This is a genomic window from Actinacidiphila bryophytorum, from assembly GCF_016916835.1.
Classification (GTDB): Bacteria; Actinomycetota; Actinomycetes; order Streptomycetales; family Streptomycetaceae; genus Actinacidiphila; species Actinacidiphila bryophytorum.
In genome coordinates, this window is the sequence record NZ_JAFFIX010000026.1 from 19,411 (window position 1) to 41,556 (window position 22,146).

Annotated in this window: 20 protein-coding genes and 1 pseudogene; 17 read left to right on the forward strand and 4 right to left on the reverse strand. The window is 72.9% G+C overall.

Features of this window, described 5'->3' with window-relative positions; translation table 11 throughout:
- Positions 1–97: 97 nt before the first annotated feature.
- The 4 genes from JT723_RS28735 to JT723_RS28750 all read left to right on the forward strand — a co-directional run bounded on the left by JT723_RS28735 (position 98) and on the right by JT723_RS28750 (position 4,451).
- Positions 98–937: a pectate lyase gene (locus JT723_RS28735; RefSeq protein WP_205047744.1), complete on the forward strand. Its 840-nt coding sequence runs from the start codon at positions 98–100 to the stop codon at positions 935–937.
- A 232-nt stretch (positions 938–1,169) separates the two neighbouring features.
- Positions 1,170–2,447 (forward strand): alpha-L-fucosidase, encoded by a 1,278-nt coding sequence (locus JT723_RS28740; protein ID WP_205047745.1) that lies wholly within the window; start codon positions 1,170–1,172, stop codon positions 2,445–2,447.
- 115 nt (positions 2,448–2,562) lie between these two features.
- Positions 2,563–2,955, forward strand: coding sequence for a TIGR03618 family F420-dependent PPOX class oxidoreductase (locus tag JT723_RS28745; RefSeq protein WP_205047746.1), 393 nt, complete (start codon positions 2,563–2,565; stop codon positions 2,953–2,955).
- A gap of 224 nt (positions 2,956–3,179) precedes the next feature.
- Entirely contained in the window at positions 3,180–4,451 is a 1,272-nt protein-coding gene (locus JT723_RS28750; RefSeq protein WP_240166351.1) for a phosphatase PAP2 family protein, read from the forward strand.
- 18 nt (positions 4,452–4,469) lie between these two features.
- Here the strand turns inward: JT723_RS28750 and JT723_RS28755 are convergent, their stop codons facing one another.
- Positions 4,470–5,528: a methyltransferase gene (locus JT723_RS28755; RefSeq protein ID WP_251513194.1), complete on the reverse strand. Its 1,059-nt coding sequence runs from the start codon at positions 5,526–5,528 to the stop codon at positions 4,470–4,472.
- A gap of 236 nt (positions 5,529–5,764) precedes the next feature.
- On the opposite strand from JT723_RS28755, the gene JT723_RS28760 reads away from it, so the two are divergent.
- The 9 genes and pseudogenes from JT723_RS28760 (at position 5,765) to JT723_RS28795 (ending at position 14,198) form a co-directional block, all read left to right on the forward strand.
- Positions 5,765–7,021 carry an IS701 family transposase gene (locus tag JT723_RS28760; protein WP_205047749.1) on the forward strand — a complete coding sequence of 419 codons (1,257 nt, stop codon included), beginning with the start codon at positions 5,765–5,767 and terminating at the stop codon, positions 7,019–7,021.
- A gap of 87 nt (positions 7,022–7,108) precedes the next feature.
- Complete coding sequence (locus JT723_RS28765; RefSeq protein WP_205047750.1) at positions 7,109–7,882, forward strand: 2,3-dihydro-2,3-dihydroxybenzoate dehydrogenase; 774 nt, start codon at positions 7,109–7,111, stop codon at positions 7,880–7,882.
- Between the two features lie 26 nt (positions 7,883–7,908).
- Positions 7,909–8,748: an enoyl-CoA hydratase/isomerase family protein gene (locus tag JT723_RS28770; RefSeq protein ID WP_251513196.1), complete on the forward strand. Its 840-nt coding sequence runs from the start codon at positions 7,909–7,911 to the stop codon at positions 8,746–8,748.
- Between the two features lie 83 nt (positions 8,749–8,831).
- On the forward strand, positions 8,832–9,266 hold the full coding sequence (locus JT723_RS28775; RefSeq protein ID WP_205047751.1) for a pyridoxamine 5'-phosphate oxidase family protein: 435 nt from the start codon (positions 8,832–8,834) through the stop codon (positions 9,264–9,266).
- Positions 9,267–9,399: 133 nt separating this feature from the next.
- On the forward strand, positions 9,400–9,948 hold the full coding sequence (locus JT723_RS28780) for an SRPBCC family protein (RefSeq protein WP_205047752.1): 549 nt from the start codon (positions 9,400–9,402) through the stop codon (positions 9,946–9,948).
- A 13-nt stretch (positions 9,949–9,961) separates the two neighbouring features.
- Positions 9,962–11,539, forward strand: a complete 1,578-nt coding sequence (locus tag JT723_RS28785; RefSeq protein ID WP_205047753.1) for a class I adenylate-forming enzyme family protein — start codon at positions 9,962–9,964, stop codon at positions 11,537–11,539.
- A gap of 8 nt (positions 11,540–11,547) precedes the next feature.
- Positions 11,548–12,789, forward strand: a complete 1,242-nt coding sequence (locus JT723_RS28790; RefSeq protein ID WP_205047754.1) for an FAD-dependent monooxygenase — start codon at positions 11,548–11,550, stop codon at positions 12,787–12,789.
- Positions 12,786–12,908, forward strand: a pseudogene (locus JT723_RS35525) (ADP-ribosylglycohydrolase family protein); the annotation flags it as partial. The gene JT723_RS28790 and the pseudogene JT723_RS35525, both read left to right, overlap by 4 nt.
- A gap of 306 nt (positions 12,909–13,214) precedes the next feature.
- Positions 13,215–14,198 carry an NADPH:quinone reductase gene (locus JT723_RS28795; RefSeq protein WP_205047755.1) on the forward strand — a complete coding sequence of 328 codons (984 nt, stop codon included), beginning with the start codon at positions 13,215–13,217 and terminating at the stop codon, positions 14,196–14,198.
- 7 nt (positions 14,199–14,205) lie between these two features.
- Here the strand turns inward: JT723_RS28795 and JT723_RS28800 are convergent, their stop codons facing one another.
- Positions 14,206–14,964, reverse strand: a complete 759-nt coding sequence (locus JT723_RS28800) for an SDR family NAD(P)-dependent oxidoreductase (protein ID WP_205047756.1) — start codon at positions 14,962–14,964, stop codon at positions 14,206–14,208.
- Between the two features lie 36 nt (positions 14,965–15,000).
- The gene (locus JT723_RS28805) at positions 15,001–15,960 is read right to left on the reverse strand and encodes a 3-oxoacyl-ACP synthase III family protein (protein WP_205047757.1); all 960 of its coding nucleotides are present in this window, start codon (positions 15,958–15,960) and stop codon (positions 15,001–15,003) included.
- Between the two features lie 265 nt (positions 15,961–16,225).
- Here JT723_RS28805 and JT723_RS28810 point away from each other — a divergent pair, with 265 nt between their 5' ends.
- The 4 genes from JT723_RS28810 (at position 16,226) to JT723_RS28825 (ending at position 20,767) form a co-directional block, all read left to right on the forward strand.
- Positions 16,226–17,047 carry an arylamine N-acetyltransferase family protein gene (locus JT723_RS28810; protein WP_205047758.1) on the forward strand — a complete coding sequence of 274 codons (822 nt, stop codon included), beginning with the start codon at positions 16,226–16,228 and terminating at the stop codon, positions 17,045–17,047.
- Positions 17,048–17,148: 101 nt separating this feature from the next.
- Positions 17,149–17,832 carry an isochorismatase family protein gene (locus tag JT723_RS28815; RefSeq protein ID WP_205047759.1) on the forward strand — a complete coding sequence of 228 codons (684 nt, stop codon included), beginning with the start codon at positions 17,149–17,151 and terminating at the stop codon, positions 17,830–17,832.
- Positions 17,832–19,823: an anthranilate synthase family protein gene (locus tag JT723_RS28820; RefSeq protein ID WP_205047760.1), complete on the forward strand. Its 1,992-nt coding sequence runs from the start codon at positions 17,832–17,834 to the stop codon at positions 19,821–19,823. The genes JT723_RS28815 and JT723_RS28820 overlap by 1 nt, the downstream gene beginning before the upstream one ends.
- A 230-nt stretch (positions 19,824–20,053) precedes the next feature.
- A complete protein-coding gene (locus JT723_RS28825) occupies positions 20,054–20,767 on the forward strand; it encodes a glycoside hydrolase family 12 protein (protein WP_205047761.1) in 714 nt (237 codons plus the stop codon).
- A 99-nt stretch (positions 20,768–20,866) separates the two neighbouring features.
- Here the strand turns inward: JT723_RS28825 and JT723_RS28830 are convergent, their stop codons facing one another.
- On the reverse strand, positions 20,867–22,018 hold the full coding sequence (locus JT723_RS28830; RefSeq protein WP_240166341.1) for a substrate-binding domain-containing protein: 1,152 nt from the start codon (positions 22,016–22,018) through the stop codon (positions 20,867–20,869).
- Between the last annotated feature and the right edge of the window lie 128 nt (positions 22,019–22,146).

Sequence of the window (22,146 nt, forward strand, 5' to 3'; positions counted from 1 at the left end):
TTCTTGGCACCTCGGCGCTTCGACAGCGCCTGGCGATGGCTCGTTGGCAAGCGCTTGCTACACGACTGACTCATCCCCCCACAAAGGACGACCCGCCATGTCTCCACTCACCAGCCCCCACCGGCAAGGGCGGCAGGACACCGGCCGGCGGCACGCCCGCCGGCGTGCCGCCGTCGGCCTCGGCTCCGCCACCGCACTGACCACCGTCGCGATGATGACCGGGGCCTTCGTGCCGTCCGCCGCGGCGGCGACCTGGCCGACGCCGACCAGCAGCCACGGCACCGGCTCGACCATCTCGGTCTCCGGCACCAAGGACTACGGGATGGCCCGCTACTACGGCACCGGCGACCTCGGCACCGACGGCCAGTCGGAGGACCAGGGGCCGATCTTCGACCTCGCGCCCGGTGCCACGCTCAAGAACGTCGTCATCGGCTCCCCGGCCGCCGACGGCGTGCACTGCGAGGGCAGCTGCACCCTGCAGAACGTGTGGTGGGAGGACGTCGGCGAGGACGCGGCGACCTTCCGCGGCTCGTCGTCGTCCAACGTCTACACGGTCATCGGCGGCGGCGCCCGGCACGCCTCGGACAAGGTCCTGCAGTTCAACGGCGCCGGCAAGCTGGTCGTCAGCAACTTCGCCGTGCAGGACTTCGGCAAGCTCGTCCGGTCGTGCGGCAACTGCTCGACGCAGTACAAGCGCACGATCGAGCTGAACGGCATCGAGGCCACGTACAAGGGCAGCGCGATCGCCGGGATCAACACCAACTACGGCGACACGGTCTCGCTGCGCAACATCACCATCATCGGCGACAGCAGCCACAAGATCGTGCCGTGCCAGAAGTACATCGGCAACAACACCGGGGCCGAGCCGCCGAAGAACGGCTCCGACCCCGACGGCCACTACTGCAACTACACGTCCTCGGACATCACGTACCGGTAGTCCGACGCCAGGACCCGTTCGGGTTCCCCCCACCGAGTCCCGCGCACGCCCCGGACCGGCCTCCCGCCGGTCCGGGGCGCTGCCGTGTCCGGCCAGGGCATCCGCGGCGGGCGGCGCACTGCACCCCGTGCGGCCGACGCCCCGGTGCCTGCCCGCCGAGACGCGGGGCGGATCATCGACACCAGCGCGGCCGCCGGGACCGGGGGCGCACCAGCCGAGGGAGGGGCCGTCCATGCCCATGCAGCCGTGGTTCACCGACGCCAAGCTCGGCATCTTCGTCCACTACGGGATCTACGCCGTCGACGGCGTGCCGGAGTCCTGGGCCTTCTACGACGGCCGGGTCAGCCGCGAGGACTACATGGCCCAGCTCGGCGGCTTCACCGCCGCCCGCTACGACCCGCGGGAGTGGGCGGCGCTCTTCGCGCGGGCCGGTGCGCGCTACGCGGTGCTGACCGCCCGCCACCACGACGGGGTGGCGCTGTGGGACAGCGCCCACGGTCCGCTCAACGTCGCGGACCGCACGCCCGCGGGCCGCGACCTGGTCGGCCCGTTCGCCGAGGCGCTGCGCGAGCAGGGGCTGAAGGTCGGCCTGTACTACTCGCACTCGGACTGGAACCACCCCGACTACCCCGCCGTCGTCCACCCGGACCCGCACCCGCGGCACGCGGACGTCCGCACCCACCCGCTGGTCGCACCGCCCGGCGGGCGCGAGGACCCGGCGGCCTGGCGGCGCTACCTCGCCTACCGCGACGGCCAGGTCGGCGAGCTGGTGCGGCGCTACCGGCCGGACCTGCTGTGGTTCGACGGCGAGTGGGAGCGCAGCGAGGAGCAGTGGGGCATCGACCGGCTCGCCGAGCGGATTCTCGCCGAGCAGCCGGACACCGTGCTCAACGCCCGGATGCTCTCCCGCGGCGACTACGCCACCCCCGAGCAGGGCCTGCCCGTGCACGCCCCCGAGGGGCCGTGGGAGCTTTGCCTGACCGTCAACGACTCCTGGGGCCACCAGCCGGCCGACCGCAACCACAAGAGCGTGCGCCAACTGGTGCGCTGGTTCACCGAGACCGTCGCGATGGGCGGCAACCTGCTGCTGGACGTCGGACCGCGCGAGGACGGCACCATCCCGGCCGAGCACGCCGAGCGGCTCGAAGGCCTCGGCGGCTGGATCGCCCGGCACGGCGCCGCCGTCCACGGCACCGGCGCGGGCCTGCCCCCGGGCCACCACTACGGGCCGAGCACCCTGTCCGCCGACCGCCGCACCCTCTACCTGGTCTGCTACGACATCCCCCGCGACGCCCTGGCCGTCCGCGGCCTGCGCAACGCCATCCGGCGGGTCACCGTGCTGGGCAGCGGGGCGGAGCTGGCCCACCGGGTGACCGGCGGCCTCGGCAACGTACCGGGCCTGAGCTGGATCGACGCACCCGCGGCTGCGGACCTGGACGAGTACGCGACCGTGCTGGCCGTGGAGCTGGACGGTGAACTCGACCTCTACCGCGGCCAGGGGCGTTCGTGAGCGCACCCCGGGGAGGTTGTCCGAAGATCCCGGGCCGCGCCGTGGCCGCTGGGTAGGGTCGCCGCAGCAGCCAGGACCGTACGACTCCCGAAGTATCCGAGGAAGGACCACGCAGATGGCCACGGCACTCGACCCCGTAATCCGCCGCGCACTGGACGAGACCCCGGTCGCCCACCTCGCCAGCGTCCTGCCCGACGGCGCCCCGCATTCCGTTCCGGTCTGGATCGGCACGTACGGCGACCGGATCGCGGTGCTCACCGGGCCCGAGTCCCGCAAGGCCCGCAATCTGCGCCGCGACCCGCGGGTCGCCCTCTCGCTGACCCCGCCCGACGATCCTTTCCAGCCGATCTCCATCCGCGGCCGGGTCACCGAGTGGCTGGAGGGCGAGGCGGCCTGGCAGGTCATCGACGAGGTGTCGGCCAAGTACACCGGCCGCCCCTACCCGCGCGACCGGGAGCGGGTCGTCGCCCTGATCGACCCCGACCGGCAGACAGTCGGCCTCTCCTGACGGCGGTCGCGCGGGTCACCCTGCCCTGCCTGTAATCCGCCCGTTCCCGCTCCGTTAACATGTTCGATCGGCGATCACCCCCACCGCCGCCCTTGACGGGGAGTCGATTCACCCAGACAGCCGCAATCGAACAAATCGACCAAAAATTGATAAACATAACATCGCGGGAATTCCCTCGAATATCGGGTTCGTCCGTCCTCGCCGCTTGGCGCAGGCCGCGGGCACTGCTGTGGACGGCCGCGGGTGCGGTGACCGCCGCCTTCCTGGTCGCGCTGGAGATCGCCGCCCGCCACTACGGCATACCGGGGCCGGTCACCAACCAGGCGAAGGAAGTGGTCTTCGCCCCCAAGTCGGGACCGCTGCTCTACGCCAGCATGGGCCTGATGATGGTGGTGCTCACCTGGCGGCAGCGCCTCGTCGCCGCCGCCGCGGCGGTCGGCATCGACCTGGTCTTCCTGCTGGTGCGGCTGGCGGCCGGCGCCGGGTTCGCCTGCGGCAACGGCCCGCTGTGGGTGATCATGGGCTGCGCGGTCATCGCGGTCACCCGCCGCACGGGCAGCGAGCGGACCCTGCTGCTCAAGGGCGTCGGCCTCGGCCTGCTGCTGGTGACCGGCCGCAAGACCGGTGACACCTGGCTGCTGATCACCTCCAAGACCCGGCCCGACGTGCTCGACCGGTACGCGGCCACCGCCGACCACGCGCTCGGCGACCCCTCGTGGCTGGCCGGGCGGATCGTGGACGCCACCGGCCCTGTCGGCAGCCACCTGCTGGACTACGTCTACATCCAGCTCGCCGTCGCCGCGGTCGCCGTGGCGATGTACCAGCTGCGCAATGTGGCCGCCGAGCGCCGCTTCCCGCGCCACCACCTGGTGCGCACCTTCCTGGTGATAGGCCTGATCGGCCCCGCGATCTACATGCTCTTCCCCACCGTCGGCCCGGTCTTCGCCTACGGCCCCGACGGCGGCCACTGGGCGCTGGCGAACGTGTGGCCCGCCACCGCCCCGCAGGTCACCACCCCGCACGCGATGCCCTTCGACGGGATCACCCCGCGCAACTGCATGCCCAGCCTGCACACCGCCTGGGCCACGGCGATCTTCATCCACTCCCGCAGGGGTCCGCGCAGCCTGCGCTTCGCGGGGACGTTCTGGCTGGTCGCCACGCTCTGCGCGACGCTCGGGTTCGGCTACCACTACGGCGTCGACCTGGTCGCCGGTGCGGTCTTCTCGATCACCGTCGAGGCGGCGCTGCGCACGTACGACCGCGGCTGGGACAAGGCCGGCGTCCAGCTGGTCGTGCACGGCGCCGCGGTCTTCACCGCGCTGCTGCTGTCCTACCGCTTCCTGCCGATGCAGATGGCCCGCCACCCGTACGTCTTCGGGCCGCTGCTGATCGCCGCCCTGGTCTCGGTGATCGCCGGCTACGTCCGCACCACCCGGCAGTGGGAGCCGGTGCCCGCGCCGGCGCTGCGCAGGAAGCCGCTGCCCGAGCTGGTGTGAGCCCGGTGCCGCACCGGCTCAGGCCGGGGCCGCCTCCAGGGCGGCGAAGGGCGGCGGCAGCGGGGTGAGCCCGGTGGGGGTGAAGCCGGCGCGGGTCATCAGACCCTCGATCTCGGCGCGGGTGCGGACCCGGCCGCCGGTGTTGACGAGCATGTTCAGGTCCGACAGGTACGCGCCCGGCGGGGTGCTGCCGTCCACCGCCGGCGGCAGGACGGGCTCGACGACCAGCAGCCGCCCGCCGTCCGGCACCGCCCGCCGGCACTGGTCGAGGATCGCGACGCAGGCGTCGTCCTCCCAGTCGATGACCACGCTCTTGAGCAGGTAGAGGTCGCCGCCCGCGGGCACGCCCGCGAAGAAGTCGCCCGCGTGGACCGTGACGCGCTCGGCCACCTGCTCGCGGGCCAGCACCGCGCCCGCCTCCGCGACCCCCTCGGGGGTGTCGAAGAGCATGCCGCGCAGCCCCGGGTGCCCGCGCAGGATCGCCGCCAGCAGGGTGCCGTCGCCGCCGCCCACGTCCACCACCGTCTTGTACCGGTCGAAGCCGTAGGCCGCGGCCAGCGCCGCCGCCGGGGCCTTCGTCCCCTGGCTCATCGCCGCGTTGAACTCGGCCGACGCCTGGGGATTCTGCTTGAGGTAGCCGAAGCAGTCGACGCCGAAGGCCTTCTCGAACGACGGCTCGCCGGTGCGCAGGCTGTCCGCCAGGTGGTCCCAGCCGCTCAGCACCACGGGCCCGGTGAACATCCGGACGAAGGCGGCCATGGAGGTCCCGTCGCCCTCCGGGGACTCCGCATCGCCGTGCAGCAGCGCACCGGCCGGTGCCAGCGCGAAGGAGCCGGGGGCCGGCTCGGCCAGCAGCTGCAGGGCGGCCAGCGCACGCAGCAGCCGTAGCGTGGCACGGGGTTCGGCCCCGAGTCCGGCGGCGACCTCGGCGGCGGGGCGGGGGGTGCCGTCGCGGCCGAAGCGGTCCAGGACGCCCAGCCGCAGCGCCGTGCCCACCGCCCGCGCGGCCAGCTGGCCGAACACCAGCCGGGCCAGCTGGCCCTGGGCTACGTCGATCTCCTGCTGGCTCGCTGGCACCGCTGGCCTCCCCGCGTCGACACTGCCCGGCGCCCCGCACAGTACTCGGCATTCCGAGTCCGGCTCCGTGCGGTGCATTGACAGGAACCTGCTACTTGACGATCAATCAGCCGGGAAACTTGAATTGTGAATCGGTTTGGAGTTCGCCTTCTCCGCAGTGCTGCCCGACACCCCGGTCTCTTCCCGGCTGAATTCTCCTGCAGCCGCATGAGCCGAGTACCGAGGGGTGTCTTCGAATGGCAGACCGGCAGGAAATCCACGCATCCGACCGTTTCCCGGAAATTGCGGCACTTTCCAGCGATCCACCGCCCGACCTGCTGGAATCGCTGTTCGCCTCATTGCCGCGGGCCGACCAGCGGCGCACCGGCGCCGAGTACGTGATGGGCCTGTTGCGCACACCGGGGCGGAAATCGGCACGGAACATCGCACATCTCATGGGCGGCCGGGGCGCCGACCAGAGCCTGCACCACTTCGTCAACCAGTCGACCTGGGCCTGGCACCCGGTGCGCCGGGCACTTGCGGAATACTTGGTACCGCGGATTTCGGTGGACGCATGGGTGGTGCGCAGAACGCTCATTCAGAAGGTCGGCCAGCATTCCGTGGGCGTCCACCGCACCTTCGTGCCCGATGCGGGGCGGGTGCTCAACGCCCAGCAGGCCGTCGGCGTGTGGGCCGCCTCGGCCGAGGGCAGCGGCCCCGTCGACTGGGAGCTGCGGCTGCCGCGCGGCTGGCTCGACGACGACTTACGCCGCAGGAGGGCGTCGATCCCGGACAGCGCCTTCCCCGAGACGTACGCCGAGCAGGTCGCCCGGCAGTGCCGCACCGTCGTGCAGGGCTGGGGCCTGCCGGTCCGCCCGGTCGTCCTGGACGCCCGCGAGATGGACCTCGCCACGGTGCTCGGCCGCCTCGGCCGCGCGGACATCCCGGTGCTCGCGCGCATCGACGCCTCCGTGCCGCTGACGGTCGCGGACCCGGCGCTGACCGGGCACCCGGTGTCCGCCAGGATGACCGCGGGCGAGGCGGTGCGCGCCGCCCAGGGCACGGCGTGCCCGGCCCGGTGGCGCGGCCCGGGCGCGCCCGGCGGTGTACGGGCCGGGCAGCTGACCGGCGTCGCCGTCAAGGCCGCGGACGGCGGCGCGGGCGACCACCTGGCAGAGCCGCGCATCCTGACCCTGATGGGGCTGGCCGAGCGGGGCCGCCCCGAGGCGCAGCAGCTGTGGCTGACCGACATCCCCACCGCCCACCCGGCGTCGCTGCTGCGGCTGTGCACCCTGCTGGAGCGCGTCGAGTACGACTACGCGGCCACCGCGAAGAGCGTCGGCATCGAGGACTACGCGGGCCGCTCGTTCTGCGGGTGGCACCGGCACATGACGCTCGCGTCGGTGGCGCACGCCGTCGCGCTGCCGCCGGCCGCTCTGGCGCCCGCCGCGCACGGGGACCTGGTGCTCGGGGGCGCCCTGGACGGCGGGCACGCCGCGGCGGGCCGCACCTGACGAAGTAAGGCGGAGCCGCGTTGACGCCCCGGTGGCAGGGACCAAGGGTGGGGGCGTTCCGACCTGCGGCTGGAGGGAGACGGGGCTATGGAGGGCAGAGTCGCCTTGGTCACCGGGGCTGCCGGCGGCATCGGTGCGGCCGTGGCCGGCGAGCTGTGCCGGCTCGGCGCCGCCGTCGCCGCGGTGGACTGCGACGAGGACCGGCTGGCGCGCACGGTGGAGAAGCTCACCGCTGACGGGCTGCGCGCCGAGGCCTTCGCGGTCGACCTCGCGGGACGGACCCAGGTGGACGGCGCGGTCGCCGCGATCGAGGACCGGCTCGGGCCGCTGGACTACCTGGTGAACTGCGCGGGTGTGCTGCGGACCGGCGAGGTCAGGGACCTCACCGACCAGGACTGGGACGCCACCTTCGCGGTCAACGCCACCGGGGTGTTCGTGATGTCCCGCGCGGTGGTCTCCCGCATGGTGCCGCGGCGCAGCGGCGCGATCGTCACGGTCGCCTCGAACGCGGCCGGCACCGCACGTATGCAGATGGCCGCCTACGCGGCCTCCAAGGCGGCGGCGACGATGTTCACCAAGTGCCTGGGCCTTGAGGTCGCCCGCTACGGCATCCGCTGCAACGTCGTCGCGCCCGGCTCGACGGACACCCCCATGCTCGTGGGCATGGGGGTGAACGGCGAGGCCGAGCGGGCGGGCATCATCGACGGCATCGCCGAGCACTACAAGGCGGGCATCCCGCTGCGCAAGCTCGGCCGCGCCTGCGACGTCGCCGACGCCGTCGTCTTCCTGCTGTCCGACCGCGCCTCGCACATCACGCTGCACAGCCTGACGGTCGACGGCGGCGCCACCCTCGGGGTGTGAGGGCGGTGCCCGGACAGGAGCCGGCGGTGGCAGGGCCGGGAGCGGGCGGCGAGCAGCCGCTGCTGCAGAGCAGGGACGGCGGGGTGCTCACCCTCACGCTGAACCGGCCGCACCGCAGGAACGCCATCGACAGCCCGCTGTGGGCCGCCTTCGGCGAGGCCCTGGTGACGGCCGCGGACGACCCGCAGGTGCGGGCGCTGGTCATCACCGGTGCGGGCGGCGCCTTCTGCGCCGGCCTGGACCTGGCGGGCGCGGGTGACGGCGGGCACCCGCTGGACGTCTCGGGGCGGGGCCCGGGCTCGCACCCGCTGGAGGAGATGCGCAGGGCCAACGAACTGGCCCTGCGGCTGCACGACCTGCCGATCCCCGTGGTGGCGAAGGTGACGGGCGCCGCGGTCGGCGCGGGCTGGAATCTCGCGCTCGGCTGCGACCTGGTCGTCGCCTCCCCGCAGGCGCGCTTCTCGCAGATCTTCGTGCACCGCGGGGTGTCGGTCGACTTCGGCGGCTCCTGGCTGCTGCCGAAGCTGGTGGGCCTGCAGCAGGCCAAACGCCTGGTGCTGCTGGGCGAGACGCTCGACGCCGACGAGGCGCACCGGCTGGGCCTGGTGACCTGGGTGGTGGCCGACGACGAGGTCGACGGCTTCACCGCCGACCTGGCGCGGCGGCTCGCGGCCGGGCCGCCGGTGGCGACGGCGCAGAGCAAGGCGCTGCTGAACGAGGGCGCGGACCGCAGCCTGCGCGAGGCGCTGGCCGGCGAGGCGCGCGCGCAGACCGTCAACTTCGCCACCGCCGACTCCCGCGAGGGCTTCACGGCCTTCCTCGACAAGTCCGAACCGGTCTTCACCGGCGAGTGGGCCGTGAAGTGACACCGCGCCGCGGCTGCCGGACCACAGCCGCGTGTATCGTGCCCCTCCGTCCCAATTCCCTTGCCACTATGAGGAGTTGACCCATGGCAACCACGATGACGGTCGAGGAGCGCGAGGCCTTCCTTGCCGATCTGCACGTCGGTGTGCTGAGCATCGCCGACGCCGAAGGGCGCGGCCCGCTCCAGGTGCCGATCGGCTACGACTACGCCCCCGGCGGCGACATCCGGATCTCCACCAAGGTCACCAGCCGGAAGTTACAACTGGCCCGCGCGGTCGGCCGGGTGTCCTTCCTGGTGCAGACCGAGGTCTTCCCCTACCGCTACGTGTGCGTCGAGGGCCCGGTCGTCCTGGACGAGCCGACCGACCCGGAGGAGCACCGGGCACGGTCGGTTCGCTACCTGGGCGAGGCGATCGGCGGGGCCTACGCGGACGCCGTCAAGTCGGTGCTCCCGCAGTTCGTGACGCTCGCGATCCGGCCGGAGCGGTGGCGTACGTACGACGCGAGCAAGAGCATGTGACGCACGGACGCACACGCGCGTGGGACGGCGGGCGCCCGTGGCGTACGCCGTACCGCCGTATCCGCGGGCCGACTTGACGGATACGGCGGGCGTTTGTTGACCGGGGCGCGGGGCGCTGGCGACGCTGCCGGACATGACCGACACCCCGATGAAGGACGGCCCCCTCTTCGAAGTGCGCGCCGAGGCCGTGATCGCGGCGCCGCCCGAGGCGGTGTACGCCACCGTGAGCGACCTGCCCCGGTGCGGCGAGTGGAGCGAGGAGTGCAACGGCGGCGAGTGGATCTCCGGTGCCCCCGGCACGGTCGGCGCCGTCTTCCGCGGTGAGAACTTCCGCAGCCCCGACGTCGTCGCCTGGGCGCCGGTGGTCCGCGGCACCTGGCACACGGAGGCCGAGGTCGTCGCCGCCGAGCCCGGCCGGCGCTTCGGCTGGGCGATGCGCGACAGCGCCGGGCGGGCGCAGGAGAGCGTGTGGTCCTACGAACTGGCCGCGGGCAACGAGGCGGACAGCACCGTCCTGGTGCACAGCTTCTGGATGGGCAGGGCCACCGAGGGGATCCGCGGCATCACCGCCGAGATGACCGAGGCGGAGCGCACGGAGTTCTTCTCGGCCTGGGCCGCCAAGCTCACCGCCGAGATGGCAGCGACCGTCCAGCGCGTCAAAGGCGTCGTCGAGAAGAGCTGAGGGTGGTGACCGGATGTTCCTGCAACGCATAGGCAACCGGGGGTTGCGGCTCGGGACGCTCTTCGAGCGCGCGGCGGCACGGCATCCGGCGACCCTGATGGTCCTCGACCACGACCTCGACATCGCGCCGGACGCGGGCCGCCGGCTGACCGTCGGGGAAATGGCCGACATCGTCACGGACTGCGCGACCCGGCTGCGCAAAGCCGGGATCCGGGCCGGTGAGCGGGTGGTGGTCTACAAGTCCGAGGGCTTCGACATCATGCTGCTGGCCTGCGCGGTGAACCGGATCGGCGCGGTGCCCGTCCTGCTGTCGCCCGCGCTCGACGGGGCGACGGCCACCGAGCTGGTACGCCGCGCCGAGCGGCCGCACCTGGTCACCGACCGGGCCAAGCTCGACCGGGAGCTGTCCCCCGGCGTCCTCGCGCTCACCCGCACCGTCGTCCTGACCACCGGCGAGCACCCCGGCACCGTCCCGCTCGCCGACCTCGGCGGCGACCCGCCCGCGCGACCCGTCGCCGTACTCGCCGACCGGCCGATGCTCATCACCCACACCTCGGGCACCACCGGCACCCCGAAGCTGGCCGTGCACACCGCACGCAGCATGCAGGCCCGCTACCGCCCGCAGCGCGCCGCCGTCACCCCGCTGATCCGCGGCCGTGAGACCGTCGCCATCCATGTCTCCTTCGTCCACTCGCGGCTGGTCACCGCGCTGGCCATCGCGCTGCTGCGCGGCTTCCCCGTCCTCGTGCTGCGCGACGGCGAACCCGGGCACGTCGCCGACCTCTTCGCGCGGCTGCGCCCCGGCATCCTGGAGGCGCACCCCAACGCGTACATGGCCTGGGAGGGCCTCGCGGACGACCCGCGCGGGCCGCTGGCCAATGTGAAGCTCTTCAGCAGCACCTTCGACGCGATCCACCCGCGTACGGTGCGCCGCCTGCTGGGCGCCTCGCGGCGGACGCAGCCGCTGTTCGGGCAGATCTACGGGCAGAGCGAGGTCGGCCCCGCGCTGATGCGCGGCTTCACCCGCGGGCGCGCCCCGGACGCCGACGGCCGCTGCGTCGGCATGCCCGTCCCCGGGATGACCGAGGCGCGGGTCGTCAGCCGCGGCGGGCGCCCGCCGTCGGCGGACAACCCCGGCTTCATCGAGGTGCGCAGCGACGGCCGGATCGTCACCTACCTCGGCGAGCGTGAGCGCTACGCCGAGCAGCTCACCGACGGCTGGTGGCGGATGGGCGACGTCGGCTACCGCACCCGGTGGGGCTGCTTCCACCTGCTGGACCGGGAGGTCGACATGATCCCCGGCTTCGGCAGCAGCCTGGCCGCGGAAGACGTCCTGTTCACCCGCCTCGACCAGCTGGCCGAGGTCGTCATCGTGCCCGGCGCGGACGGCGCCCCGCCGATACCCGTCGTGTGCACCAAGGACGACAAGCCGCTGGACCCCGCGGCCTGGCGGGCCGCCACCGCCCGGCTGCCCGCGATGGCAGAGCCCGTTCACTGGCGCCTCGACGACCTGCCGCAGACCGCGACCCGCAAGATCAAACGGCTCGACCTCGCCAAGCTCCTGTCGGCGGGCGCCGACCCGGGCGAGTGAGGCCCGGCATGGCCAAGGTCGTCATCGTCGGCGGCGGCATCGGCGGCCTGGCCGCGGCCCTCGCGGTGGCCGCCCGCGGCCACCGGGCGGTGGTGCTGGAGCGCGGCGGGGAGTTCGCCGAGCTGGGCGCGGGCATCCAGCTGGCCCCCAACGGCATCCACGCGCTCGACCGCCTCGGACTCGGCGCGCAGGTGCGCGAACGCGGGGTGCACATCGACGAGTTGCGCTTCATGGAAGGTGTGACCGGCGAACACGTGGCGAGCCTGCCGCTCAAGGGCGCCTACCCGCTGCGCTTCGGCAACCCCTATGTCGTGGTGCACCGCGGGGAGTTGTACGGCCTGCTGCTCGCCGCCTGCCGCGCCGACGACGCGGTGGAGCTGCGCGCCGGCAGCGCCGTCAGGTCCTACTGGCAGGACGGCGCGGCCGCGGCCGTACGGCTGACCAGCGGTGAGGAGGTCGCCGGCGACGCGGTGATCGGGGCCGACGGCGTCCACTCGGCGGTCAGGCGGCAGCTCGTCGGCGACGGCGAGCCCCGCGTGTCGGGCATCACCGTCTACCGGACGGTCGTCCCGATGGAGCGTGTCCCGGTCGAGCTGCGCTGGAACGCGGTGACCTGGTGGGCGGGACCCGGCTGCCACTTCGTGCACTACGCCATCGCCGGCGGCCGCTACCTCAACCTCGCGCCGAGCGTGGAGAACGGCGCCACCGAGGCCGTCTCCGGGGTGCCCGTCGGCGCGGACCAGGTGCTGTCCGCCTTCGCCCCGCTCGGCCGGGTCGCGCGGCGGCTGCTGGCGCTCGGCGAGGAGTGGAGGTCCTGGGTGCTGGTCGACCGCGACCCGGTCCCGGTGTGGACCGACGGCCGGGTGGCGCTGCTCGGCGACGCGGCCCACCCGATGCTGCACTACGCGGCGCAGGGCGCCTGCCAGGCCCTGGAGGACGCGGTCCTGCTCGGCGACCTGCTCGACGGCGACGCGGACACCGTCCCCGAGCGCCTTTCCGCGTACAACGCGCAGCGCCGCGACCGCACCGCCCGCCTCACCCACCTGGCCCGCCGGAGCACCCGCCTGTGGCACCCGGCGGGCGAGGCGGCGAAGGCCCGCAACGCGCTGCTGGCGGGCCTGACGGAGTCAGAACTGCACGACCAGGTCGCATGGATCCACGGCACCCGCCACTTCGGCACCCCCGAGGACGGTCAGCAGTCCGACACACCGGCTGCCGCCGACGGCCGCGCCGATACGCCGCCGCAGTGAATCGTGTCGAGCGGGCCGTCGGTGCCGTGGTCGGCTCTGCTGTGGGGGACGCGCTGGGGGCGCCGTTCGAGTTCGGACCGGCGGGCATGCTCTCAAGCCGGTTCCCCGAGCCCGGGGCAGCAGAAGGCGCGGCACGACCTGAGTGGCGGAAAGGGCGCGATCGGCTGCTTCGCGGATGAGGTAAGCCAAGGCTCGAACGGCGTTGCCGTATCTCGCCACCGGTCGCGATTACGTCGCGTGCTGCCTTGCACGGGCTCGTCCGGTCAGTGAGCATCGCGCCGACATCAGGGGGACTTGGGTGCTCGTCCTCGACGGGCATGCGCTGGCTGTAGGAACTGCACCGGGCGGGGATGCACCGGGCTGACCTGACAGAGGTGGGTTGGGGATCGGGGGCGGTCAGGGTGGGTGGGGGGAGAATCGGGGGTGTGATCGGTGCCTACGTGGACGAGTGCGGGCCGGCGGAGGTCATCAGGGTCGGGGAGGTGGCGGAGCCGCGGGTCGGGGGGACTGACGTGTTGGTCGACGTCGAGGTCAGTGCCGTCAACGCCGTTGACACCATGGTGCGTTCCGGGGCCTTCCGTACGGCGATGGAGCTCCCCTTCGTCATAGGGCGGGACCTGGTCGGCACCGTTGCCGCCGCCGGTCCGGGGGTGCCGGGGTTCCGGGTGGGCGACCGGGTGTGGTGCAACAGCATGGGGCACGGGGGGCGGCAGGGTGCCGCCGCGCAGCGGGTCGCGGTGCCGGGGGACCGGCTCTACCGGCTGCCCGCGGGGGTGGACCCCGTCGAGGCGGTCGCGGTGGTGCACCCGGCTGCGACCGCGTACTTGGCGCTGTTCACCCACGGGCGGCTGCGCGCCGGGGAGACGGTGGTGGTCGCGGGGGGCGGGGGCAATGTCGGGGGCGCCCTGATCACGCTGGCCGTGCACGCGGGTGCCCGGGTCGTCGCGACGGCGGGCGGGCGGGACGCGGAGCGCTGCCGGGCGCTGGGCGCCGTGGAGGTCGTCGACCACCACGGCCCTGAGCTGGCAGGGGAGTTGGCGGCGGCCTGCCCGCAGGGCGCGGGGCTGTACGTCGACACCTCGGGCCGGGTGGACCTGGATCTGGCCGTCGGGCTGCTGGCCTGGCGCGGCCGGGTGGTGCTGCTGGCCGGGATGGGTGCGCGGCCGGAACTGCCCGCGGGGCCGCTCTACGTCATGGACCGCTCGGTGATCGGCTTCGCCATCTCGCACGCCACGACGGCCGAACTCGCCGAGGCCGCCGCCACGGTGAACCGCCTGCTGGCCGGCGGCGCCCTGCGCCCGTCGGCCACGCACACCCTGCCGCTGAGCGCGGCGGCCGAGGCCCACCGCCGCCTGGAGTCCGGCGGGGTCCGCGGCAAGATCGTCCTCCGCGTCGGCCCGGAGAGCTGACATATCGTCAGATCGGTGCCATCCGCAGCCCCGCGTCCAGCCGCACGGACTCGCCGTTCAGCATCGAGTTGCCGATGACGTGCTCGGCCAGCGCCGCGAACTCGTCGGCGGCGCCGAGGCGTTTGGGGTGCGGCAGCTGGCCGCGCAGCTGCTCCACCGCCCGCTCGGGGACCGCCTGCATCAGCCGGGTGTCGAACAGGCCGGGCGCGATGTCGACCACCCGGATGGCGTGCGGGGCCAGTTCGCGGGCCAGCGGCAGCGCCATGCCCGCGATCGCGGCCTTGGAGGCCGCGTACGCTGACTGCCCGCTCTGGCCGTCCCAGGCGGCGATGGAGGACGTGGTGATCACCACGCCCCGGTCCTCCTCGACCAGCGGCTGCGCCGCGATGCGGACGACCGCCTGCCGGACCACGTTGAAGGTGCCGATGAGGTTGGTCCTGACGACCGCCTCGAACTCGTCCAGGCGCATCACCCGCCGGCCCAGGATCTGCTTGCTGTAGGTGGTGCCTGCGCAGCACACGAGGCTGCGCAGCTCCCCTAGTTCCTCGGCCGCGTCCAGGACCCGGCCGACCGCGTCGTCGTCGGTGACGTCGCCGGCCACGAAGACCGCCTGCGGGCCGAGTCGGGCGGCGGCGGCCCTGCCGGTCTCCGGCGAGCGGCCCATCACCACCACGCGCGCCCCTGCCGCCACCAGCCGCCGCGCGGTCGCCAGGCCCAGGCCCGCTGTTCCGCCGGTGACCAGCGCCACCGTGTCCTTGAGCTGCACCGCAGCCGTCCTCTCCTGGGTCGTGGAGCCCGCGGCTCAGGCCGCGGTGTCCGGGTCGTACCAGCGCACGATCGCGGCGCCCGCGGTCATGCCGGCCCCGACGGCCAGCAGCGCGAAGAGGTCGCCGTCGCGGAAGGGCCGGTCCGCGTGGGCCATGGAGAAGGCGACCGCCACCGAGGCGCCTGCGGTGTTGCCGGTCAGCCGCCCGTAGTCGGGGGCGACTTCGGGCGGGATGCCGACGAAGTCGCCGAGCATGCGCACCAGTTTGGGGTTGGCCTGGTGGATGAGGACCCGGTTCAGCTCGTCCAGCCGGACCCCGGCCTTGGCGAGCGCGGCTTCGAGGATCTTCGGGCCGCGTTCCATGACCACCCTCTTGACCCCGCGCCCGTCCATCTGGAAGTAGCCGTCGTGCCGCGGCATCGTCGCGATCTCCGACAGCGAGCCGTCGGCCCACAGTTCGAGCGCGAGGATGCCGTATCCGGCGGGTACGGGGCCGAGTTGGACCGCTCCCGCGCCGTCGCCGAACAGCGGGGCGATGCGGTGGTCGGTGGGGTCGACGCAGCGGGTCAGGACGTCGGCGGCGACCACGAGCGGGTGCCGGGCGAGGCCCGCGGCGGTCATGGCGGTGGCGACCGAGAGCGCGTAGAGGAAGCCGGAGCAGCCGGCGCTCACGTCGAAGGCCGGTATGCCGGGCAGCCCGAGCTTCTTCTGCACGTAGCAGGCGGTGGACGGGGCGAGTTTGTCGGGGGTGCTGGTGCCGAGGACGATCAGGTCGGCGCCGACGGGTGCGCCGGCCAGCGCCAGGGTCGCGGCCTGGGTGGCGAGGTCGGAGGTCAGGGACTCGGGTGCCGCGTAGTGCCGGCTCTCGATCCCGGTGCGCTCGCGTATCCACTCGATGTCGACGCTCGCGGTCTCGGCCACCGCTTCGTTGGAAACGGGTGCACCGGGAAGGTAGTGCCCGACTCCGACGATGCCCAACGAGGTTGTGTCCATCATCCGCTCCGTTGTCGTCCAGACGGCCATGGCCTTTCACGTCGGCGGACGCCGGCGTCGTACGGCAGAGGACCGCCGTTCGAGAAGCACAGTGGCTGCGCGGGAGGGGCGTCCAGCCCGCCCGCGCGGGTTTGTCAGGTGAGCCGGTCGGCGACCTGACGACCTGACAGACTCCGCCGGGTGCCCATTGAGCACACCGATCTCGCGGCATTTACTGACGGCGTGCCGGATTCCGGCGGCAATTGGCCGGTCGCGGGAGGGGAGCAGCGTGCTGGACGCCGAGTTGAGGGCCGCGTACCTGGAGCGGATCGGGGCCGCACGGCCCGAACGCGCCGACGCCGCGGCCCTGCGGCTGCTGCACGAACGGCATGTGCTGTCGGTGCCGTTCGACACCCTGGACTTCCACATCCCCCGGGAGATCTTCTACAAGGACCTGCGGGTCGTGGAGAAGATCGTGCACGAGCGGCGCGGCGGGGTGTGCGGGGAGACCAACACCGCATTCCACTTCCTGCTGCGGTCCCTGGGATTCGCCAGCACGATGCACCACGGCAGGGTCTGGTTCGGCGACCGGCTCTACGCGCCCTACAACCACTTCCTGCTGTCGGTGGACATCGACGGGCAGAAGTGGGTGGTGGACGTGGGATTCGGCAAGATCTCCCGCTATCCGCTGCTGCGCGACACCGAGGAGCCGCAGCGCAATGCGCACGGCGTCTTCCAGGTGCGCAAGGTCGACGCCAGGACGTACGACGTGTTCCGCAACGGCAAGCCGCAGTACCGCTTCTACGACGACGAGGTCGACCTGGACGTCGACCTCGACCAGGTCGTGTGGTGGATGCGGACGAGCCCGCAGTCGCCGACCCTGCAGAACATGATCTGCTCGCGGCCGACCGAGGACGGCTGGGTGACCCTCAAGGACGACGTGCTCACCGTCGTCAGCGGCGCCGGGCGGGAGACCGGGCAACTGGCCGGCGACGCCGAGGTGCTCGCGGCGTACGAGAAGTGGTTCGGGTTCACGCTGGAGCGGCGCCCGACTCCCGGCCCGCACGCGCGCACCGACCCCTCGCGCGTGATGGCGGTCGACCAGGACTGAGCCGGGTGCCGGGCGGAGCGGGCGGGCACTCCCCCGGCCGCACGCCGTCCAGGCGCCCCCGCACCACCCCGACGTCCACCGAACCAGGAGGAGGCAGGGCCATGCCGGCCATACCCCCGATCACGGCCTACCCCGTGCCCACCCGGGACGACCTGCCGGAGAACACCGCCCGCTGGGAGCTCGATCCGGACCGCGCCGCCCTGCTCATCCACGACATGCAGAACTTCTTCCTGCGGCCCTTCCCCGAGGACGGCTCGCCCCGGCGCGAACTGCTCGCCAACACCGCCCGGTTACGTGACGCGTGCGCGGGCAGCGGCATGCCCGTCGCCTACACCGAGCAGCCCGGCGACATGACCGAGGCGGAACGCGGCCTGCTGCGGGACTTCTGGGGACCCGGGATGCGCCGTGCCGAGCACGACCGCGCCGTCACCGGCGCCCTCGCGCCCAGGGACGGCGACTGGCGGCTGACCAAGTGGCGCTACAGCGCCTTCCAGCGCACCGACCTGCTCGACAGCCTGCGCGCCGCCGGCCGCGACCAGTTGGTCGTCTGCGGGGTGTACGCCCATGTGGGCATCCTGATGACGTGCGTGGAGGCGTTCAGCCACGACATCCAGCCCTTCCTGGTCGCCGACGCGGTCGCCGACTTCACCGCCGACTACCACCGGCTGGCCGTCACCTACGCGGCCGAGCGCTGCGCCGTCGTGCAGACCACCGACGAGACGCTCGCCCGGCTCGCGCGGACCGGCAGGGCCGCGGGGCTGCCGGCCGCCGAGACCCTGGCCTGATGCCGCGCCCGCCCGAGCCCGAACCACCGGTCCTGGCAGGCCTCGTGGCGCAGCGGCACCCGCCGCCCTTCGCCCTGCTGCACCGCCCGCACAGCGGCGCCGACGGACTCGACCTGCTGCTCGGCCAGGTCAGCACGCCCACGGCGCTGGCCGACATCCCGCTGCCGCCTGCCGGGGGCGCCGGCGGCCCGCGGCAGGACGTGCTCGCGCTCGTCCCCTACCGGCAGATCGCGGAGCGCGGCTTCGCCCACACCGACGACGGGGCGCCGCTGCTGGCGATGTCCGTGGACCACCGGGAGCGGGTGCCGCTGCGGACCGCGCTGCGCCTGCTGCCCGACGAGCCGCCGGTCGTGACCGGCGGCAGGTTCGACGTCAGCGACGAGGACTACGCGGAGACGGTCAAGAAGGTGGTCACCGACGAGATCGGCTGGGGCGAGGGCGCCAACTTCGTCATCCGGCGCTCGTACGTGGCGGAGCTGGCCGGCGACCGTGCGCGCGCCGCCCTGTCCATCTTCCGCCGGCTGCTGCGCGGCGAGTCCGGAGCCTACTGGACGTACGTGGTGCACACCGCCGAGCGCACCGTCGTCGGCGCCAGCCCGGAGCGCCATGTCAGCCTCGCTCGGGGCACCGCCGTGATGAACCCGATCAGCGGCACCCTGCGCCACCCGCCGTCGGGCGCCACCCTCGCGGAGGTCGAGCGCTTCCTGGCCGACCGCAAGGAGACCGACGAGCTGAACATGGTCCTGGACGAGGAACTCAAGATGATGGCCCGGTTCTGCACCGGCGGCGGCCGCGTCGTGGGTCCGTACCTGAAGGAGATGGCCCGGCTCGCGCACACCGAGTACCTCATCGAGGGGCGTACGGAGCAGGACCCGCGCACCATCCTGCGGGAGACCATGTTCGCCCCCACGGTGACCGGCAGCCCGCTGGAGAACGCCTGCCGGGTGATCACCCGTTACGAGCAGGGCGGGCGCGGCTACTACAGCGGGATCGCGGCGCTCATCGGGCGGGACGAACAGGGCGGGCGCACCCTGGACTCCGCCATCATGATCCGCACCGCGGACATCGACCCGCGCGGCAGGCTGCGGATCGGTGTGGGCGCCACCCTGGTGCGGCACTCCCACCCGGTCTCCGAGGTCGCCGAGACCGCGGCGAAGGCAGCCGGGCTGCTGCACGCGCTCGGGGTCGCGCACACCGCCGACGGCGACAGCGCGCCCGCGCCCGTACAGCACGGGACGCCGCGGCCCGGGACGCAACCGCCCGCGCCCGCCGCCCGTTTCGGCAGCCACCCCCGGGTGCGCTCGGCCCTGGCCCGGCGCAACGGCGGGCTCGCCGGCTTCTGGCTGGCCCCGCAGCAGGAGCGGGCGCGGCCCGTCCCGCAGCTCGACGGGCGCAGGGCGCTGATCGTGGACGCCGAGGACACCTTCACCGCGATGATCGCCGAGCAGTTGCGCGCGATCGGGCTCGGCATCGAGGTGCGTCGCTTCGACGAGCCCCTCCGGGAGCAGGACTGGGACCTGGTGGTCGCGGGCCCCGGACCCGGCGACCCGCGGGAGGACGGCGACCCGAAGATCGCGCGGCTGCGCACTCTGCTCGGCACCTTGCTGTCGGACTCGCGGCCCTTCCTCGCCGTGTGCCTGAGCCACCAGGTGCTGTGCACGGAACTCGGACTGCCACTGCGCCGCCGTACGGTGCCCAACCAGGGCACGCAGAAGGCGATCGACCTCTTCGGCCGCGCCGAGCGGGTCGGCTTCTACAACACCTTCGCCGCCACCAGCGCGTCACCGCAGATCCGGCCGCCCCGGCTCGGCGGCGCCCCCGTGCGGGTGTCGGCCGACGCGGCGACGTCGGAGGTCCACGCGCTGCGCGGCCCCGGGTTCGCGTCCTTCCAGTTCCACGCCGAGTCGGTGCTCACCGTCGACGGCCTGCGGCTCCTCACCGCGGCGACCACGCACGCCCTGGGCGCATCCGGGCAGCAACCCGACCGGTAGCGAGGCCGGTACGGCCGCCGGCCGGAGCCCGGCCTCCCCGTTCGACCCGGCGGTATCCAGCCGCCGGAAAGTCGCACCGTCGCACTCGTTGCGCTTCGACAATTCGACTGTCATCGTATCGGCCAATCCTCCGATGACGGCAGCGAACTGCTTCACCTCACGATCGAAGCGCTTCGACTCAGTCAGTCCGTTCGCAGCAGCCGTCACGGCACACGAAACGGAGTCCCCCCATGCGTGCAACCCTCCGGAGCAAACCCCGTACCGTCCTGGTCGGCCTGGTGGCCGCCGCTGCCGCCGCGGTCGGGCTGGCCGCCGCGCCGGCCCAGGCGGCCACCTGGTCATCGAACGACCAGTGGGCGACATGGTCCAACGGCGGTTACACCCTCTACAACGACATCTGGGGCAGCGGGGCAGGCCCGCAGACGATCTGGGCCAACTCGTACAGCAACTGGGGTGTGTGGGCGAACCACCCCAACACCGGCGGCATCAAGTCGTACCCCAACGCCACCCGCTACATCGGCAAGAAGCTCAGCGCCCTGCACTCGGTGCAGTCCAGCTTCAACGTCACGGTGCCCTCCAGCGGCGCGTACGAGACGGCGTACGACATCTGGGACAGCAACAACGCCTACGAGATCATGCTCTGGATGAACAAGACCGGCCCGGTCGGACCGCTCGGCACCTCGCAGGGCAACGTCACTGTCGGCGGCAGCAGTTGGACGGTCTACAAGGGCAGCAACGGCGCCAACGCCGTCTTCTCCTTCGTCCGCACGTCCAACACCAGCTCCTCCAGCGTGGACGTGCTGGCCGTCATGAACTGGCTGAAGAACACCAAGGGCTGGTTCGGCGATGTCACCCTCGGCAACGTCCAGTTCGGATACGAGATCACCTCGTCCTCCGGCGGCATGGACTTCAGGACGAACTCCTTCTCCGTGTCGTCCTCCTGACCGGGCGCCACCGGCACAGGCGGGACTGTGAACACGAACGCACAGACGCGTTCACATCCGACCAGCCGGTCCCGTCATGCGGACACCGGGCGGCAGCGGTCAGCTGTAGGGAGCGCTGTCGCCCGCGGGGGCGGTCCAGACCTGGCGGGAGGAGGCGACCGAGGAGTTGCGGATGACCAGCTCGGGCAGGATCAGGACGCGCTGGGCCGGGCGCCGCTTGCCCTCGATCAGCCGGGACACCATCATCTCCACCGCCACCCGGCCGACCCGGCCCTTGGAGGGGCGCACCGCGGTCATGGCGGGTTCCGCGAGCTGCGCGACCTCGTCGTCGTAGCTGACCATCGCCATGTCGCCGGGGATGGAGATGCCGACTTCCGCCAGATACTGTGCGATCGAGATCGCATCGGGGTCGCTGTGCACGATCAGCGCGGTGGTGCGGTGGTCGCGGCAGCGCTCCAGGACCCGGCCGATGATCTCGCGGTGGCCCGGCACGTCGAGGGCGACACTCTCGCGCACCACGAACTCGGCGGGCAGGCCCAGGTCGGCGCACACCCGCCGCCAGCCGACGGCCAGGTGCGCCGAGGTGGGGCTGCCCTTGGACAGCACCAGGCCCATCCGCCGGTGGCCGTGCTCGTACAGGTGGCGTACCGCCATCTCCAGGCCCAGCGCGTGGTCGCTGCGCACCCACTCCAACTGCCGTGGCGTGGGCGTCCAGTGCGGGGTCTGCCGCTCGACCAGGATGGTGGGGACCGGCAGGTTGCCGATCCAGTCGATCATCTCCTCGACACCGTCGCCTTCGAGGTTCGGCGCAAGCAGCAGGCCCTGCACCTGCTGGGCCGCGATCAGCCGGGATATCTGCCGGCGGTCCTCGGCCTGGTCGTAGCTGGAGCCGCGCAGCTGGATCTGCACCCCGAGCGCGGCGGCCGACGCGCGGGCGCCGCCGACGATCGGCGGCCAGTAGAAGTCCAGCGAGGGCACCACCATGCCGATGGTGAAGCCGGCCGCGGCGGGGCGGGGCCTGCGGCCGGGCACCGCGGAGGTCGCCGGCTCCAGGTCGGTCGGCAGCGTGGCGCCGCCGTGCACCTTGGTGAGCAGGCCGTCGGCGGCGAGCGCGGCGATGTCGCGCCGGACGGTCAGCTCGCTGACCGCGAGGATCCTGGCCAGGTCGCGGACCCGTACCGCCCCGTGCCTGCGCAGTTCCTCCATCACCCGCTCGCGCCGCTGCAGCGCGAAGAGTCGGTCGTCGCCCATCAAGGCGCCTCTCGTTCCGGTGTGCACGTCTGAATGTTTGGTTGCGGTTCTGTTCGAACTCTGGTGAACACGTCCTGAACACCACTATCTCTGTTCCAACGTATTTGGAACGGAACTCTCAGGAAACA

Bases quoted from the DNA above. Each gene is read 5' to 3' on its own strand.
- JT723_RS28735 (WP_205047744.1), top strand. From the start codon at position 98: ATGTCTCCACTCACCAGCCCCCACCGGCAAGGGCGGCAGGACACCGGC.
- JT723_RS28740 (WP_205047745.1), top strand. From the start codon at position 1,170: ATGCCCATGCAGCCGTGGTTCACCGACGCCAAGCTCGGCATCTTCGTC.
- JT723_RS28745 (WP_205047746.1), top strand. From the start codon at position 2,563: ATGGCCACGGCACTCGACCCCGTAATCCGCCGCGCACTGGACGAGACC.
- JT723_RS28760 (WP_205047749.1), top strand. From the start codon at position 5,765: ATGGCAGACCGGCAGGAAATCCACGCATCCGACCGTTTCCCGGAAATT.
- JT723_RS28765 (WP_205047750.1), top strand. From the start codon at position 7,109: ATGGAGGGCAGAGTCGCCTTGGTCACCGGGGCTGCCGGCGGCATCGGT.
- JT723_RS28775 (WP_205047751.1), top strand. From the start codon at position 8,832: ATGGCAACCACGATGACGGTCGAGGAGCGCGAGGCCTTCCTTGCCGAT.
- JT723_RS28780 (WP_205047752.1), top strand. From the start codon at position 9,400: ATGACCGACACCCCGATGAAGGACGGCCCCCTCTTCGAAGTGCGCGCC.
- JT723_RS28785 (WP_205047753.1), top strand. From the start codon at position 9,962: ATGTTCCTGCAACGCATAGGCAACCGGGGGTTGCGGCTCGGGACGCTC.
- JT723_RS28790 (WP_205047754.1), top strand. From the start codon at position 11,548: ATGGCCAAGGTCGTCATCGTCGGCGGCGGCATCGGCGGCCTGGCCGCG.
- JT723_RS28805 (WP_205047757.1), bottom strand. From the start codon at position 15,960: ATGATGGACACAACCTCGTTGGGCATCGTCGGAGTCGGGCACTACCTT.
- JT723_RS28815 (WP_205047759.1), top strand. From the start codon at position 17,149: ATGCCGGCCATACCCCCGATCACGGCCTACCCCGTGCCCACCCGGGAC.
- JT723_RS28820 (WP_205047760.1), top strand. From the start codon at position 17,832: ATGCCGCGCCCGCCCGAGCCCGAACCACCGGTCCTGGCAGGCCTCGTG.
- JT723_RS28825 (WP_205047761.1), top strand. From the start codon at position 20,054: ATGCGTGCAACCCTCCGGAGCAAACCCCGTACCGTCCTGGTCGGCCTG.
- JT723_RS28830 (WP_240166341.1), bottom strand. From the start codon at position 22,018: ATGGGCGACGACCGACTCTTCGCGCTGCAGCGGCGCGAGCGGGTGATG.